The organism is Nonomuraea cypriaca (genome assembly GCF_015645445.1).
Classification (GTDB): Bacteria; Actinomycetota; Actinomycetes; order Streptosporangiales; family Streptosporangiaceae; genus Nonomuraea; species Nonomuraea cypriaca.
This window is the reverse complement of the sequence record NZ_JADOGI010000259.1, coordinates 1-13,684: the sequence shown is the minus strand read 5'-3', so window position 1 is coordinate 13,684 and position 13,684 is coordinate 1. Positions and strand designations below refer to the sequence as shown.

15 protein-coding genes are annotated in these 13,684 nt (G+C 72.2%); 7 read left to right on the top strand and 8 right to left on the bottom strand.

What is annotated here, in order from left to right; all coding sequences use genetic code 11:
• Positions 1-28 precede the first annotated feature (28 nt).
• From ITP53_RS47305 to ITP53_RS60755, 4 genes are read right to left on the bottom strand one after another with little or no spacing between them, the layout of a single operon-like run.
• Positions 29-760, bottom strand: a complete 732-nt coding sequence (locus ITP53_RS47305; RefSeq protein ID WP_207757430.1) for a metallophosphoesterase family protein — start codon at positions 758-760, stop codon at positions 29-31.
• Positions 753-1,001: a BON domain-containing protein gene (locus ITP53_RS47300; protein WP_195902027.1), complete on the bottom strand. Its 249-nt coding sequence runs from the start codon at positions 999-1,001 to the stop codon at positions 753-755. The genes ITP53_RS47305 and ITP53_RS47300 overlap by 8 nt, the downstream gene beginning before the upstream one ends.
• Before the next feature lie 45 nt (positions 1,002-1,046).
• On the bottom strand, positions 1,047-1,310 hold the full coding sequence (locus ITP53_RS56585) for a site-specific integrase (protein ID WP_207757429.1): 264 nt from the start codon (positions 1,308-1,310) through the stop codon (positions 1,047-1,049).
• On the bottom strand, positions 1,250-1,603 hold the full coding sequence (locus ITP53_RS60755) for a hypothetical protein (RefSeq protein ID WP_328818089.1): 354 nt from the start codon (positions 1,601-1,603) through the stop codon (positions 1,250-1,252). The genes ITP53_RS56585 and ITP53_RS60755 overlap by 61 nt, the downstream gene beginning before the upstream one ends.
• A gap of 49 nt (positions 1,604-1,652) precedes the next feature.
• On the opposite strand from ITP53_RS60755, the gene ITP53_RS47290 reads away from it, so the two are divergent.
• The 4 genes from ITP53_RS47290 (at position 1,653) to ITP53_RS47275 (ending at position 4,509) form a co-directional block, all read left to right on the top strand.
• On the top strand, positions 1,653-1,859 hold the full coding sequence (locus ITP53_RS47290; RefSeq protein ID WP_195902026.1) for a hypothetical protein: 207 nt from the start codon (positions 1,653-1,655) through the stop codon (positions 1,857-1,859).
• A gap of 6 nt (positions 1,860-1,865) precedes the next feature.
• Positions 1,866-2,885, top strand: a complete 1,020-nt coding sequence (locus ITP53_RS47285; protein WP_195902025.1) for an SDR family oxidoreductase — start codon at positions 1,866-1,868, stop codon at positions 2,883-2,885.
• Between the two features lie 89 nt (positions 2,886-2,974).
• Entirely contained in the window at positions 2,975-3,916 is a 942-nt protein-coding gene (locus ITP53_RS47280; RefSeq protein ID WP_195902024.1) for a GlxA family transcriptional regulator, read from the top strand.
• Positions 3,917-3,927: 11 nt separating this feature from the next.
• Positions 3,928-4,509, top strand: coding sequence for a DJ-1/PfpI family protein (locus ITP53_RS47275; protein WP_195902023.1), 582 nt, complete (start codon positions 3,928-3,930; stop codon positions 4,507-4,509).
• Between the two features lie 22 nt (positions 4,510-4,531).
• Here ITP53_RS47275 and ITP53_RS47270 read toward each other — a convergent pair whose 3' ends face one another.
• Positions 4,532-5,827 (bottom strand): serine hydrolase domain-containing protein, encoded by a 1,296-nt coding sequence (locus ITP53_RS47270; protein ID WP_328818085.1) that lies wholly within the window; start codon positions 5,825-5,827, stop codon positions 4,532-4,534.
• A gap of 184 nt (positions 5,828-6,011) precedes the next feature.
• Between ITP53_RS47270 and ITP53_RS47265 the strand changes: the two genes are divergently transcribed.
• Positions 6,012-7,838: a transketolase gene (locus tag ITP53_RS47265; RefSeq protein WP_195902022.1), complete on the top strand. Its 1,827-nt coding sequence runs from the start codon at positions 6,012-6,014 to the stop codon at positions 7,836-7,838.
• Between the two features lie 63 nt (positions 7,839-7,901).
• Here the strand turns inward: ITP53_RS47265 and ITP53_RS47260 are convergent, their stop codons facing one another.
• Both ITP53_RS47260 and ITP53_RS47255 read right to left on the bottom strand, forming a co-directional pair.
• Complete coding sequence (locus ITP53_RS47260; RefSeq protein ID WP_195902021.1) at positions 7,902-8,285, bottom strand: ChaB family protein; 384 nt, start codon at positions 8,283-8,285, stop codon at positions 7,902-7,904.
• Between the two features lie 13 nt (positions 8,286-8,298).
• A complete protein-coding gene (locus tag ITP53_RS47255; protein ID WP_195902020.1) occupies positions 8,299-8,580 on the bottom strand; it encodes a hypothetical protein in 282 nt (93 codons plus the stop codon).
• 38 nt (positions 8,581-8,618) lie between these two features.
• Here ITP53_RS47255 and ITP53_RS47250 point away from each other — a divergent pair, with 38 nt between their 5' ends.
• Both ITP53_RS47250 and ITP53_RS47245 read left to right on the top strand, forming a co-directional pair.
• Entirely contained in the window at positions 8,619-9,122 is a 504-nt protein-coding gene (locus ITP53_RS47250) for a shikimate kinase (protein ID WP_207757428.1), read from the top strand.
• A gap of 171 nt (positions 9,123-9,293) precedes the next feature.
• Complete coding sequence (locus ITP53_RS47245) at positions 9,294-12,593, top strand: protein kinase family protein (RefSeq protein ID WP_195902019.1); 3,300 nt, start codon at positions 9,294-9,296, stop codon at positions 12,591-12,593.
• Between the two features lie 11 nt (positions 12,594-12,604).
• Here the strand turns inward: ITP53_RS47245 and ITP53_RS47240 are convergent.
• A partial coding sequence (locus ITP53_RS47240) for a helix-turn-helix transcriptional regulator (protein ID WP_195902018.1) occupies positions 12,605-13,684 on the bottom strand: 1,080 nt, incomplete at its 5' end.

Here is a 13,684-nt window from a genome sequence, read left to right as displayed (position 1 = left end):
GGCTGACGCGGGGGGCCTGCCCCCCGCGTCAGCCTTGGCAGCCGCCGTTGAGGCAGTACACGGCGTATGCGCGGCCGAGCACTGGGAGGGCCACGTTGCGGACTCTGATGCCGCCTGGGGTCATGCCCTTTTCGCTGCCCTTGTGGGCGTGGCCGTGGAGGATCAGGTCGGCGCCTGCTGTGTCGACTGCCTCGGCGAGGAGGTAGCTGCCGAGGAACGGGTAGATCTCCGGTGGCTCGCCCTCCAGCGTCTCCTTGATCGGGGAGTAGTGCGACAGCACCACGCGATCGTCCGCCACGATCTCCTTCAGCGCGACCTTCCACGCCTCGGCGATGTAGCGGGTGTGGGAGACGAAGTTCTTGATCTCACGCTCGCCGAACTCGCTCGCGCACTTGCCCGCGAACCCGCCACCGAACCCCTTGCCACCGACCACGCCCAGCTTCTTGTCACTGCACTGCACCACGATGCCGTCGTCGTCGAGCACGACCACCCCGGCGTCACGGAGTTCGCCCGCGATCTCGTGCTGCAGGTCAGAGTGGTAGTCGTGGTTGCCGAGCACGGCGACGGCCGGGATCGGCAGGCCGCGCAGCTCGTCGGCCACCAACCGGCCCTCCTCCAGCGTGCCGTGCCTGGTCAGGTCGCCCGCCAGCAGGAACACGTCGGCACGGTCCTCGATGCCCTCGAGTTTCCGGCGGTATTGGCCTCTGACGTCCTCACCCAGGTGGATGTCGCCGACGGCCGCAATCCGCAGTTCAGTCAAGATGCTCATCCTCCCCTGGTTTGTTGGCCTCCACGACGTTGATCTCGTTGTGCACGTGGAGCTCGGGCGCGACCTCGTGCGCCACCTGGCCGAGCCGCCGGCGCTGTTCTGACCCGCTCACCTGACCGCGCAGGAAGAGCTGGTCGCCCCTGATGTCAACGCGGATCCCAAGCTCGTGCGTGCGTCCGTCCTCGGCCAGCGCCTGCTGGACGCGGGCTGCGACGTACTGCGGAGCTTCCATCGCTCGCCTCCTTCTCCAGACGCCGCATGCCCGGGTAATCCCAGCTCAAACAGCGCGAACAAGGTCGATGACCGCGCGCTCCACCGGTCCCGCCGTCGCCAGCCTGCCGAAGTCGGCGCCCGCTCCCAGCTCGGTCAGCACCGCCGTGATGGTCCTGCCCTGGTCGTACGCCTCCACCACCCGCGGGTCCACGTACGACGCCCTCGCCACGGCCGGGGTGTTGCCGAGGTATTCGGCGACCTCGCGCATCACCCGGGTGACGGCCCGCTTCTTCCTGGTACGCCCCTCCCGGCCGGCCGGTCTGGACACCGCCAGCCCCACGGCCGCCCGGCCGCGTCCGTGCCCACCGCCTGCAGGTGCCCGCGCGGCGACCGGCAGATCCACACGTCGGCCCAGGCCGGCGGGATGGCCAGCGCCTTGATGCGCTCCAGCGTGGCGCGGTCGCGTACCGGCCGGCCGCCCGGCCTCTCATAGCCGAATCCGCGCCCACGCCGCACGCGTCTGATCCCCTGCTCACCGTGGTCGCTGGGATGGAGCTCGTGCACGGCAGAGGCGCTACCCCGGACGTTAGGCGGCAAACGGCACGGGCAGTTGAGCGACATGTCGGATAGCGGAGATTGGCACGAGGAAAGGTCACGCAGAGGGCATGCGATGGTGCCCGCCACACCGCGCGACGTGGTGCACATCAGGGTGGGGTCGTTCCTGCTGGTGTTCCTGTTCGCGTTCGCGGTGCTGGGGGTCATCGCGGGGGCGCCGGTCATGACGGGGATCGCCATAGTGGTGGCCGTGGCCACGGTGGTGGACATCGTCCTGGCCGTACGACGTCAGCAACGGCGGCACCACGGAGAGGCGGGCTGACCCGGCATGGCGTCACTTCGTGGGCGGGTGGTGGTGGTGACGGGCGCGAGCGGCGGGGTCGGACGCGCGGTCGCCCGTGAGCTCGGGCACCGAGGGGCCCTGGTGGCGCTGATCGCCCGGGGGGCGACCGGGCTGGGCGCGGCGGCGGTCGACGTGGGCGCGGCGGGCGGCAGCGGGCAGGTGTTCGAGGCGGACGTGGCCGACTACGACCAGGTACAGCACGCGGCGGAGCGGATCGAGGCGGAGGTGGGCCCGATTTCCGTCTGGATCAATGTCGCCTTCTCCAGCGTTTTCGCGAAATTTGACGATATTTCGCCGGATGAGTTTTCTCGTACCACTGCGGTGACTTATCTGGGTTATGTCTGGGGGACGAAGACGGCCCTCGACTTCATGCGGCCGCGGAACGCGGGCGTCATCGTCCAGGCGGGCTCGGCGTTGTCGCAGCGCGGCATTCCGCTGCAGTCGGCGTACTGCGGCGCCAAACACGCGATCAAGGGCTTCACCGAGTCGGTCCGCACGGAGCTGCTCGCCGACCGCAGCCCCATCCACATCACGCTCGTGCAACTTCCCGCGCTCAACACACCCCAGTTCGAGTGGGTCCTGTCCAAGCTGCGCCGCCACCCGCAACCCGTCCCGCCGATCTACCAGCCGGAGGTCGCCGCCCGCGCCATCGTGTACGCGGCCGAGCACCCGGAACGCAAGGAGTACTGGGTCGGCGTCAGCACGGCGGCCACCCTCCTCGCGCAACGCCTCGCACCGGCGCTGGTCGACCGCTACCTGGCCAGGACCGGCATGAGGGCCCAGCAGACGGACGAGAAGCCGCCGACCGGCGTGTCGAACCTGTGGGAGCCGGCCGACGAGTCCGAGGACTACGGCGCGAGGGGGACGTTCGACCGCCGTTCCCACTCCCACAGCCCCCAGCTCTGGCTGTCGCAGCACCGCCGCCCGATCCTGCTCACGCTGGCGGGCACCACCGCCGCGGCAGCGGCGGTCACCATCACCGCCGCCCGCCACCTCAACCGCTGACCGCCGCCTCGACCACGGGCCAGAACGTCCGGCGTTGGCGTAAATCATCACAATCGTGTCCTTGCCGCCATTTCGCAGGGCTGGCGACAATGAACGACGTGGCACGACGCGTGGTTTTCGTGATCTATCCCCAGTTCCAGATCCTCGACCTGACCGGCCCGCACGAGGTGTTCGCGCACACCGGCTACCAGGTCGAGACGGTCGCCTCGGCTCCTGGCCCGGTCGTGTCGAGCGGCGGCCTGGCGATCACCGCGGGATGGACGATCGACGCCTTCGACGGCCCGATCGACACGCTCGTCGTCGTCGGCGGCCGGGGCAAACTGGACGCCTGCGAGGACGTACGCCTCGTCGACTGGATCCGGTCGGCGGCCCGCCGCGCCAGGCGGGTGGCGTCGGTGTGCACGGGGGCGTTCCTGCTGGCCCGCGCCGGCCTGCTGGACGGGCGTCGCGCCGTCACCCATTGGGCAGGCAGCGCCCTGCTGGCCGAGTTCGCGCCGGAGGTCATCGTGGAGGAGGACCCGATCTTCGTCAGGGACGGCGAGGTCTGGACGTCGGCGGGTGTGACCGCAGGCATCGACCTGGCGCTGGCCATGGTGGAGGCGGACCGCGGACCGGCCGTGGCCAGGGACATGGCACGGCACCTGGTGATGTTCGTGCAGCGGCCGGGCGGGCAGGCGCAGTTCAGCACGCAACTGGCCGCCCAGCGACCGGCGCGCGAGCCGCTGCGGCAGGTGCAGGCGTGGATCGCCGACCACCTCGAAGCGGATCTCAGCGTCCCCGCGCTGGCGCAGCGGGCGGGCATGAGCGAGCGGAACTTCACCCGGGTCTTCAGCACCGAGGTCGGCAGCTCACCCGGCGCGTACGTCGAGGCGGCCAGGATCGAGGGCGCCAGGCGGCTGCTGGAGACCACCGGCACCACCGTCGAGTCCATCGCCAGGACCTGCGGCTTCGGCACCGCCGAGACCATGCATCGATCGTTCAGGCGGGTGCTCAGGGTGACGCCCGGGCAGTACCGCCGTCATTTCGCCTGAAAGGGGCTGTCATGCGGATCGGAATCATGCTGTTCGACGGGGTCGAGGAGCTGGACGCGGTCGGGCCGTGGGAGGTGTTCGGCATGTGGGCGGAGGCGGCGCCGCAGGAGGCCCAGGTGGTCTCGTTCGCCCCGCAGGCGGGCCCCGTACGGGCGCGCAAGGGCCTGACCCTGCACGCCGACCACGGTTTCGCCGACGTCGGCCCGCTCGACCTGCTGCTCCACCCCGGCGGCCGGGGCACCCGGCCGCTGCTGAAGGACGACGGCCACCTGGCCTGGCTGCGCGAGCGCCGCGCCGACGTGCCGCTGCTGACCAGCGTCTGCACGGGCTCGCTCGTCTACGCCGCCGCCGGCCTGCTCACCGGCCGCCCGGCCACCACCCACTGGGGAGCGCTCGACCACCTGGGCGAGCTCGACCCGACGATCGAGGTGCGCGGGGACGACCGGTTCGTGGACGACGGCGACATCGTGACGTCGTCGGGGGTCTCGGCGGGCATCGACATGGCGCTCCACCTCGTCGCCCGCCTGGCCGGGGCCGACCGCGCGCGTACGGTGCGCCGCGGCATGCAGTACGACCCCGCCCCGCCGGTCTGAGGCCGCACCGGCCGACCCGCCCTCAGAAGTACAGCGAGCCGTAGTCCACCGACGGCCAGGTCGTGACGGCGTCGGCCGCGTTGTAGAGCAGCGGGTCGATCTCGCCGTCGGTCAGCGCGCCGTCGTCCTCCTTGCGCCGGTTGAAGAGCGCGGCGTAGGTGACGCCGTCGTACCTGCGGACCAGGTACGTGTACGTCCCCGCCATCGAGCCGTTGTGCCAGGTGTTGAGTCCGCCGTTCTTCTCGCGTACGTACCAGCCGGCGCCGTACCACGAGCCGCCGTCGCTGACGCCGATCTCCGGCTTGGCGAAGGCGCGGCCGATCGAGGTGGAGTTCAGCAGGTTCGCGGTCGTGGGCAGATCGAAGATCCGCTCGAACCTGACCAGGTCCACGGCCGCGGCCACCCATCCGCCCGAGGCGTCCCGGTTGGCCATGTTGAACCCGCCGTACGGGAACGACATGGTCTGCCCTGAGTTGTCGAGCACGGTCCTGGTCGTGTACCTCGACTCGTACGGCACCTCGCCGGCCGTCTGGAGGGACGGGCCGATCCGCATCCGGCTGATGCCGAGCGGGGTGAGCAGGGTGTTCGTGACGTAGGACTCGTAGCTCTGGCCGGTGACCTTCTCGATGACCCGGCCGAGCAGCATGTAGCCGTAGTTGCTGTACGCCATCCTGGTGCCGGGGTCCCAGTCGAGCCGCCTGCCTGTGACGTACTCGAACAGGTCGGTGTGGCTGATCGGCAGCGGCCTGCCGAGCGCGGTGGCGATGGCGTGCTCGTCCGCGCACGGGTCGCCGGAGATGTCCCGGTCCCAGCCTCCGGTGTGCTGCAGCAGCCGCCAGAGGGTCACCCGTGACAGCCGCGGATCGGCGGTCTTGCCCGGCATCGGCACGAGGGAGAGCCACTTGGTGACCGGATCGCCGAGGTTGAGCCTGCCCTCCTGGGCCAGTCGCAGCACCGCCGTCGCTGTGACGTGCTTGCTGAGGCTCGCGATCCTGAACAGCGACGTCGGGGTGACCGCCGGCACGGGCTTCTCCGGCGTGGAGACGGTGTAGGCGCGGGCGAAGACCAGCTTGCCCTTGCGCGCGATGGCGAGCTGCCCGGCGGTGATGCCGCGCTTGGCCATGTAGTCCTTCATCAGCCGGTCGAAGGGCACGAGCGCCGAGGGCACCTGCCCCCTGGCCACCACGTCGGCCGCCACACCGGCCACCGTGTCGGCCGGCATGCCGGCCGACACCGTCGCCGCCGCCGCGGGCCGCCCGGCCACCATCAGTCCGACCGGCGCCACCAGCGCCGCCTTGAGCAGGTCTCTCCGCTTCACCGCACCGTCCCCCGACGTAAGTAAATGATCAGAACGCGGACGATGGTACGCGGCTGATCACCAGGCTCGCCCGGAAATAGGCGACAAATCCGGCCGGACGCCTCCAACTGGGCGGCGGCGGGCGGGCTGAGTTAAGCGGGCCGGAGGGGGTAGACGGGCGGGAAACTCTCTCGAGGAGGTCATGATGCCTGAGAGCGATCTTCAGTACCTGTCCGAGCTGGCCCAGCAGTTGCGGGTCGACTCCGTACGGGCCGCCGCGGAAGCCGGGTCCGGTCATCCCACCTCGTCCATGTCCGCGGCCGATCTGATGGCGGTGCTGTTCGCCCGCCACCTCCGCTACGACTTCGGCCGGCCGGGCAACCCCGCCAACGATCACCTCATCTTCTCCAAGGGGCACGCCTCTCCCCTGCTCTACGCCCTCTACAAGGCGGCCGGGGCCATCGACGACGCCGAGTTGTTGTCGTTCAGGCGGCGCGGCAGCCGGCTGGAGGGGCATCCAACGCCGCGCCTGCCCTGGGTCGACGTGGCCACCGGGTCACTCGGTCAGGGCCTGCCCGTGGGTGTCGGGGTGGCGATGGCCGGGCGGCTGGAACGGTCGCCGTACCGGGTGTGGGTGCTCTGCGGGGACAGTGAGCTGGCCGAGGGGTCGATTTGGGAGGCCGCGGAGCACGCGGGGACCGAAGGGCTGGCGAACCTGACTGCCATCGTGGACGTGAACCGCCTCGGGCAGCGCGGGCCCACCCGGCACGAATGGGACACGGGGGCCTACGCACGCAGGTTCGGGGCGTTCGGCTGGCACACGGTGGAGATCGACGGGCACGATCCCGAGCAGATCGACCACGCGCTGGGCGACGCGCGAGGCACCCGCGGGCGGCCCACCGTGATCCTGGCGAGGACCCGCAAGGGGCAGGGGGCCAGCGAGGTCCAGGACCGTGAGGGCGCTCACGGCAAGGCGCTCAAGAACGCCGATCAGGCCATCGACGAGCTGGGCGGCGTGCGTGACCTCCGGGTGAGCGTGCGCGAGCCCGAGGAAGGCGTGGAACCGTACCGGTTCGAGACGGCGCCGCTGAGCCTGCCCGCGTACGACGTGGGCGAGAAGGTGGCCACGCGGACGGCGTACGGTGAGGCGCTGGCGGCGCTCGGCGCGGCCCGTGGCGACGTCGTGGCGCTGGACGGCGAGGTGGCGGACTCGACCAGGACCGAGGCGTTCGGCGCGGCGGTGCCCGAGCGGTTCTTCGAGATGTACATCGCCGAGCAGCAGCTCGTCGCCGCCGCCGTCGGCCTGCAGGTACGGGGGTGGACGCCGTACGCGGCCACGTTCGCGGCGTTCCTGACCAGGGCGTACGACTTCATCAGGATGGCCGGCGTCAGCAGGGCGTCGATCCGTCTGGTCGGGTCGCACGCCGGCGTGGCGATCGGCGAGGACGGCCCGTCGCAGATGGGGCTGGAGGACCTGGCCATGCTCCGGGCCGTGTACGGCAGCACCGTGCTCTACCCGTGCGACGCCAACCAGGCGGCGGCGCTGACCGTGGCGATGGCGGACGTCGAGGGCGTGTCCTACCTGCGGACCACGCGCGGGAACACGCCGGTGATCTACCAGCGGGACGAGGAGTTCCCTGTGGGCGGGTCCAGGGTGTTGCGGCACTCGCCGGGCGACCGGGCCACGATCGTGGCGGCCGGGGTGACCGTGCACGAGGCGCTCGCGGCGGCCGACGAGCTGGCGGCGGGCGGCGTTCCCGTGGGGGTGATCGATCTGTACTCGATCAAGCCCGTCGACGCGGCGGCGCTGGTCGAGGCGGCCACCACCACCGGCAACCTGATCACGGTCGAGGACCACCGGCTGGAGGGCGGGCTCGGCGACGCGGTGATGGACGCCGTCAGCGAGCTCGGGCCCCGGGTGGTGAAGCTGGCCGTGACGGCATTGCCCGGGTCGGCGACGCCGGAGGAGCAGCTCGCCGAGGCCGGCATCGACCGCCACGCGATCGCCGCCGCGGTCAAACAGCTGCTGTGAGAAGACGAGTGAACGAGTGAGGGCAGCGGATCCGTGCCGCCGCCCTCCGGCCTCGTACCCGCCTCAGCGGGCCTTGGCCGTGGCCCTCCTGTTGGCCTTCTTGATGGCGCCCACCAGCTCCTTTTTGGTCATCTTGGAGCGGCCGCGCACGCCGAGCTCCGCGGCCACGCTCTGCAGATGCTCCTTGCTGGCGTTGGCGTCGACGCCTTCTGCCGTCCGGCCGGACCGGTCCGTCGAGCCCTTGTCCGACGGACCCTTCCCCGACTTCGGCTCCCAGTGGTCTCCGACCTTCTCAAAGGAGTGCTTCAGCGCGGCGAACGCGGTCATGTGGGCGCGCCGCCCCTCGCCGTACTCCTGCACGGCCGAGTCGTGGGCCTTGATCCAGGTGTTCTGCGCCTTCTTCGGTGAACGCCTGATGGTCGACGGCAGCTCTTCAACGGCTGGCATGTCGATTCACCTCCTACAGCGGTGGCTCGTCGTAGTGGCGGCGGTCCTCGTACACGGTGGTCCGGCGGGTCTCCGGCTCCTCGTAGATGTCGTGGCGGTGCACCGGCTCGTCGATCGGGCCGACCGCCCTACGGGTGACGCTGATCCTGTATATGCCGAACGAGAGCCCGACCAGGCCGCCGAGCATGAGGATGATGCCCACTACGTTGATGTCGAGGCCGGCGAGGTCGAACTCGACGGCCCAGGTGAGGATCGCACCGAGCATGATGAGGATGATGCTTCCGGCGATGGTCATCAGATTTACCTCCTTGACACGAAGGAACACCTATCCACATGTCGAAAAACAAACCAGTCGTGATGATCGGGCTCATGGGTTCCGGTAAGACCGCGGCTGGCGTGCTCATCGCGGACGCGCTGGGGTTGCCGTTCACCGACAGCGACCCGTTCATGAAGGCGAAGTACGGCGCCAGCGCCGCGCAGATCGCCGCCCGCGAGGGCGCGGACAAACTCCACCACTACGAATCCGAGCACGTCGTGCAGGAGCTGGCGGGCGAGCCCAAGGTGATCGCGGCGGCGGCGAGCACCGTCGAGGACCCCCAGGTGCGCAAGGCGCTGCGCACGGCGTTCGTGGTCTGGGTGGACGCGCCCGACGAGGTGCTCGCGCAGCGGATGCGGTCCAGCGACCACCGCCCCGACTTCGACCCGGCGGTGATGCGGACCCGCAGGGAGCGATACTTTCGTGAGGTGGCGGACCTCGTCTGCGACGTCGAGGTCATGCGCCCCGAGCAGGTTCGGGACGCGGTGCTGCGGGAAATGGACCGGCCGGCCAGGGATTGAGAGTCCGGGCCCGGCGGGAGGGGATCACTCCGGAATGTCAGTCAAGATCCAGAAGCCTGGCATAATGATCATGACGCATGGGTCCCCCGAGGCGCGCGGGGGGCCCGTGGCGTCACTTCGGACAACCAATGCGTCGCGCCACGCATCTAAGCATCAGTGACAATGCGCTTGGTGCCGGGGGACCCCGAGAGGCTTGGCGGCTATTGGCTGGCGGCCCGGCTCGGCGCGGGCGGGCGTGGCGTGGTCTACGACGCCTACGACGACGAGGGGCGCAGATACGCGGTCACGGTGCCGCGTGGCCGGGCCGGGCACCGGTTCGAGCGGGTGACCTGCCGCCACCTGGCGGAGGTGGTCGCCGCCGGAGCCGACGACGGAGTGCCCTACGTGGTGAGCGAGTACGTCGACGGGCCCGAGTTGCGGAGCGCGGTCGAGCTGCACGGGCCGTACACGGGTGAGGAGCTGGTCGCGCTGGCCGCCGCGCTCGGGGCGGCGCTGTGCGCGCTGCACGAGGCGGGGCTGACGCACAGCGGGCTGAACCCGGAGAGCGTGCTGCTGGCCGCCGAAGGGCCCAAGGTGATCGAGCTGGGCCTGCCGGCCGCCGGGACGGTGGACGGGACGTGCACGTACCATGCGCCCGAGGTGCTGACCGGGCTGGAGGCCGGGACGGCGGCGGACGTGTTCGCGTGGGGCGCGGTGGTGCTGTTCGCGGCGACCGGCCGCGACCCCTTCCGCGGGACGAGCCTCGGCGGGGTCATGCACCGGCTGCTGACCGTGGACCCCGACCTGAGCGACCTACCGGACTCCCTGCGCGAGCTGGTCGGGCGGGCGCTCGCCAAGGACCCCGCCGACCGGCCTTCCGCGGCCGAGCTGAAGCTCGACGCCAAGGACCCCGCCGACCGGCCTTCGGCGGCGGAGCTGAAGATCGACGGCGCCGCCGGGCTGCGGCCGCCCGGCGGGCACACCGGGCCGCGCGCCCTCGGCGAGATCGCCGAGGAGGTCTACCTGGCGCTCACGCCCGGCCAGCAGGAGGAGCTCCCCGGGCTGCTGCTGCGCCTGCTCGACGGCGACGACCCCCACGACGAGAGCGACGTGCTGCGCCCGCTCATGGACGCCGGTCTCCTGGTACGCCGCAGCATCCGCGTCCCCCCGGCCGAGACCTCCGTCGGCAAGCTCGTGGCCGTTCGCGACGACCGGGTGGCCCCGGCCAGCGCCGCACTCTACCGGGCCTGGCCCCGGCTGCGCCGCTGGGTAGCCGACGAGCGCGACGGCATGAGCGTGCACCGCGAGATCCGCCGGGCGGCGAGGAACTGGTCGGAGCACCGGCGCGGCAGGAGCCGCCTCTACCGTGGCCGGCGGCTCGGCACCGCGCTCGGCTGGGCCGCCACCAAGCGCCGTCACCTGCGGCTCAACCAGCTCGAACGCGACTTCATCAACGACAGCGTGGCCCTGTCCGAGCAGCGCAGGAAGCTGCTGGTCCCCTCGGTGGTGGCGGCCGGCGTGGTGCTGGCCGTGGCGGTGTCGATGACGCTGGTGTCCGTACAGGGGCAGAGTGACCTGCGCGATCAGCTCGTCGAGGCCAACGCGCGGGCCGTGGCGGCCAGGGCGGAGGCGCTGCGCTCGTCCGACCCGCGTACGGCGATGCGGCTCAGCGTGGCCGCCTGGCGCATGTCCCCGGTGTTCGAGGCGCGGGCCGCGGTGCAGGCCTCGCTGGCGCAGCCGGAGCTCGGCGTGTTCACCGATCCCGCCCCCGATCCCCGGGCCCGCTACCTGCTGCGCGGCGACGAGCTGGTCCGGTGGGACGCCGGAGCCGTCACCGTCTGGGACGTGGCAGGGGGGCGGCGACTGGCGTCGTACACGTTGCCGCCCGGCAGCACGGCGTTGAGCGACGACGGGCGATACGCCGAGGACGCCGGTGGGCGGCCGTTCGACGTGGCCACGGGACGGGCACCGGTCGCCGGCTCCTACGCGATCAGCCGGGGCAACAGGACGAAGGTCTACCGGGGCGGCGAGATGCTGTTCGACGTCGCCGACAGCAAGGTGGCGCTCTCCGCGGACGGGGCCCGCGCGGCGGTCTCCGGCCTGGACGGCCAGGTGCGGCTCTGGCAGCCGGCCCGGCGGACCTGGATCGACGCGGTCCACGTCCGGCCGCGGGACGGCGCGGACGCGGCAGCCCCCGCGATGGCGTTCACCCCGGACGGGAGCCTGCTGGCCGTCGTGGGACGCGACGGGCTCACGCTCGTCGAGCTGGGCAGGCCGGCGGCGGCGCGCACCAAGCGGGCGGAGGCCGCCGGCGACCGGGACACACCCCGCGTGGCGGCGGGCGTGCCCGCGGCGCAGGTGCCGGTCCCTGATGCGACCGGCACGCCCGTCTTCAGCCCGGACGGAAGCCTGCTCGCCCTGCCCGGCACCGGCGAGGTGCGGGTGTGGAACGTGGCCGAGCGGCGGCTCGCGGGCACATACCCGCTCACGGACCCTGATCACGGCCTGGCGTTCTCGGCGGACGGGCGCGCGCTGCGCTACCTCAGCGGCACCGGCTCGGTCGTCTCGCTCGATGTCTCCGGCCTGCCCGCCCCCGTGGGCGACGACCGGACCGTGGCCCTGTCCGGCAACGGCCGGGTGGCCGCCAAGGAGAACGGCGGCTCCATCGAGCTCACCGACGCCGACGAGCGCAGGCCGCTCGGCCGCATCGCCGCCGCCGGCGACCTGGCGTTCGACGCGGCCGGCAGGCTGCTGGCCGTCGCGGGCGACCCGGTGACGGTGTGGGACGTGGCGGGCGGCAAGCCGGTCGCGACCATCGGCGCGGGCGGCGACGTACCCGCCGTGGCGCTCTCCCCCAGGGGCGACACGCTGGCGACCGCGCGCGGCCGGACCCTGGAGACGTGGGACGTGCGCGACGGGCGGCGGGTGCGGGTCTACGAGGAGGCGGGCGACCTGGCGCTGGCGTTCAGCCCCGACGGCGCGACGCTGGCCGCCGGCGCCAACCTGCTCGACCTCCGCACCGGCGCGAGCACCCCCATCGATCTGGCGGGGAGCGGCGAGGCCGAGCCGACCGCGCTCGCCTTCTCCCCCGACGGGCGCACGCTGGCGTTCGGGCTGCAGGGCGGCCGGGTGCTCCTCTGGAACGTACGCGAGCGCTCGCGGCGGGGCACGATCGAGACCGGCGCGTCCCCGGTCGACGAGCTGCGCTTCTCCCCCGACGGCGCTCTGCTGGCCGTCAACACCACCCGCACGTCGTTGTGGGACATGTCCGCGCTGCGCGAGGTCGGCCAGCTGGGCTCGTGGGCCGCCGGGCTGGCCTTCAGCCAGGACGGCAGGCGGCTGCGCGGGGTGGCGCTCGACGGGACCGTACGCGAGAGCCCGGTCGATCCGGCGCTGGCGGTCCAGGAGGTGTGCGCCCGCGCGGGCGGCCCGCTGAGCCGGGCGGAGTGGACCCGCCTGATCCCGGAAACCGGCTACCGGGACGTGTGCTGACGGCGACCCCGTCACTCACCCCTCAGGTCGCTGAGCCGCCCGACCAGCGCCGTGCGCGAGGCGATGCCGAGCTTGGTGTAGATGTGGCTCAGGTGGTACTCCACCGTCTTGACGCTCAGCACGAGCTTGCGGGCCGCCTGCCGGTTGGTCAGCCCTCTGCTGATCAGCACCGCCACCGTGTGCTCCTGCGGCGTCAGTCCCAGCCTGGCGGTGTCCTGCGGGCGCAGCACCGCCCGCCCGCTCGCGGCCAGCTCCAGGTCACACTGCTCCAGGTACGGCAGCGCCCCCAGTCTCGACAGCGTGAGCTGGGCGGCTTCGAGCTGCTCTGCGGCGGCGGCCCTGCGGCCCCTGCGGCGCAGGAACGTCCCGTACGCGAGTCGGATCCTGGCCTCCTCGAACGGCATGTCGATCTTGGCCGAGTGTTCGAGCGCGACCTGGTAGCCGGTCTCCGCCTCGACCGGTTCGTGCCTGGCGGCGTGCAGCCCGGCCCGGGCGCGGGCGGCCGCGGCCAGCACGCTGCGGCGCTCCCTGTCCATGGCCAGCAGCTCGCACGGCACCAGGACCGCCTCGGCCCGCGCCGGCTCGCCCGCGTTGACCAGGGCGTCGGCCAGGATTGTGCGCCAGAGCGCGACTGCGGGCTCGTCGGAGAGGTTCGTCCTGGTCAGCGGCATGAGTGCGGCGATGGCCACCTCGTGGTCGCCCTTGGCGGTGGCCGCGAGGGCCTCGGCGGCGGCCGTACTGACGTGGGCGGAGGTGTTGCCGGGGGCGCAGGCGGCGCGGGCCGCGCGAAGGTGCGTGGCGGCCCGCTCCCACTCGCCCCTGGCGGCGGGGACCAGCGCGGCCACCGCGTGCGCCTGGCTCGCCAGCCACGCCTGGCCGAAGTCGTCGGCGGTGGACGCGCCGAGCTCGGCGTGCGCGGCGGCCTCGTCCCAGCGGCCCAGCCGGTATTCGACCTGGGCCAGCGCGGTCGCCACCAGCAGTTGGAACGACGCCGAGCCGCCCGCGCCCACGGCCAGCAGGCCGAGCAGGTCGTCGTGCGCTCCGGCCAGATCATCGGCCCACAGACGCAACACCCCCCTGCCGAGCAACGC

Excerpts from the sequence above, each read along its gene's own strand:
- ITP53_RS47290 (WP_195902026.1), top strand. The coding sequence starts at position 1,653 with ATGGTGCCCGCCACACCGCGCGACGTGGTGCACATCAGGGTGGGGTCG.
- ITP53_RS60755 (WP_328818089.1), bottom strand. The coding sequence starts at position 1,603 with ATGTCGCTCAACTGCCCGTGCCGTTTGCCGCCTAACGTCCGGGGTAGC.
- ITP53_RS47280 (WP_195902024.1), top strand. The coding sequence starts at position 2,975 with ATGAACGACGTGGCACGACGCGTGGTTTTCGTGATCTATCCCCAGTTC.
- ITP53_RS47275 (WP_195902023.1), top strand. The coding sequence starts at position 3,928 with ATGCGGATCGGAATCATGCTGTTCGACGGGGTCGAGGAGCTGGACGCG.
- ITP53_RS47250 (WP_207757428.1), top strand. The coding sequence starts at position 8,619 with ATGTCGAAAAACAAACCAGTCGTGATGATCGGGCTCATGGGTTCCGGT.
- ITP53_RS47255 (WP_195902020.1), bottom strand. The coding sequence starts at position 8,580 with ATGACCATCGCCGGAAGCATCATCCTCATCATGCTCGGTGCGATCCTC.
- ITP53_RS47260 (WP_195902021.1), bottom strand. The coding sequence starts at position 8,285 with ATGCCAGCCGTTGAAGAGCTGCCGTCGACCATCAGGCGTTCACCGAAG.
- ITP53_RS47265 (WP_195902022.1), top strand. The coding sequence starts at position 6,012 with ATGCCTGAGAGCGATCTTCAGTACCTGTCCGAGCTGGCCCAGCAGTTG.
- ITP53_RS47300 (WP_195902027.1), bottom strand. The coding sequence starts at position 1,001 with ATGGAAGCTCCGCAGTACGTCGCAGCCCGCGTCCAGCAGGCGCTGGCC.
- ITP53_RS47285 (WP_195902025.1), top strand. The coding sequence starts at position 1,866 with ATGGCGTCACTTCGTGGGCGGGTGGTGGTGGTGACGGGCGCGAGCGGC.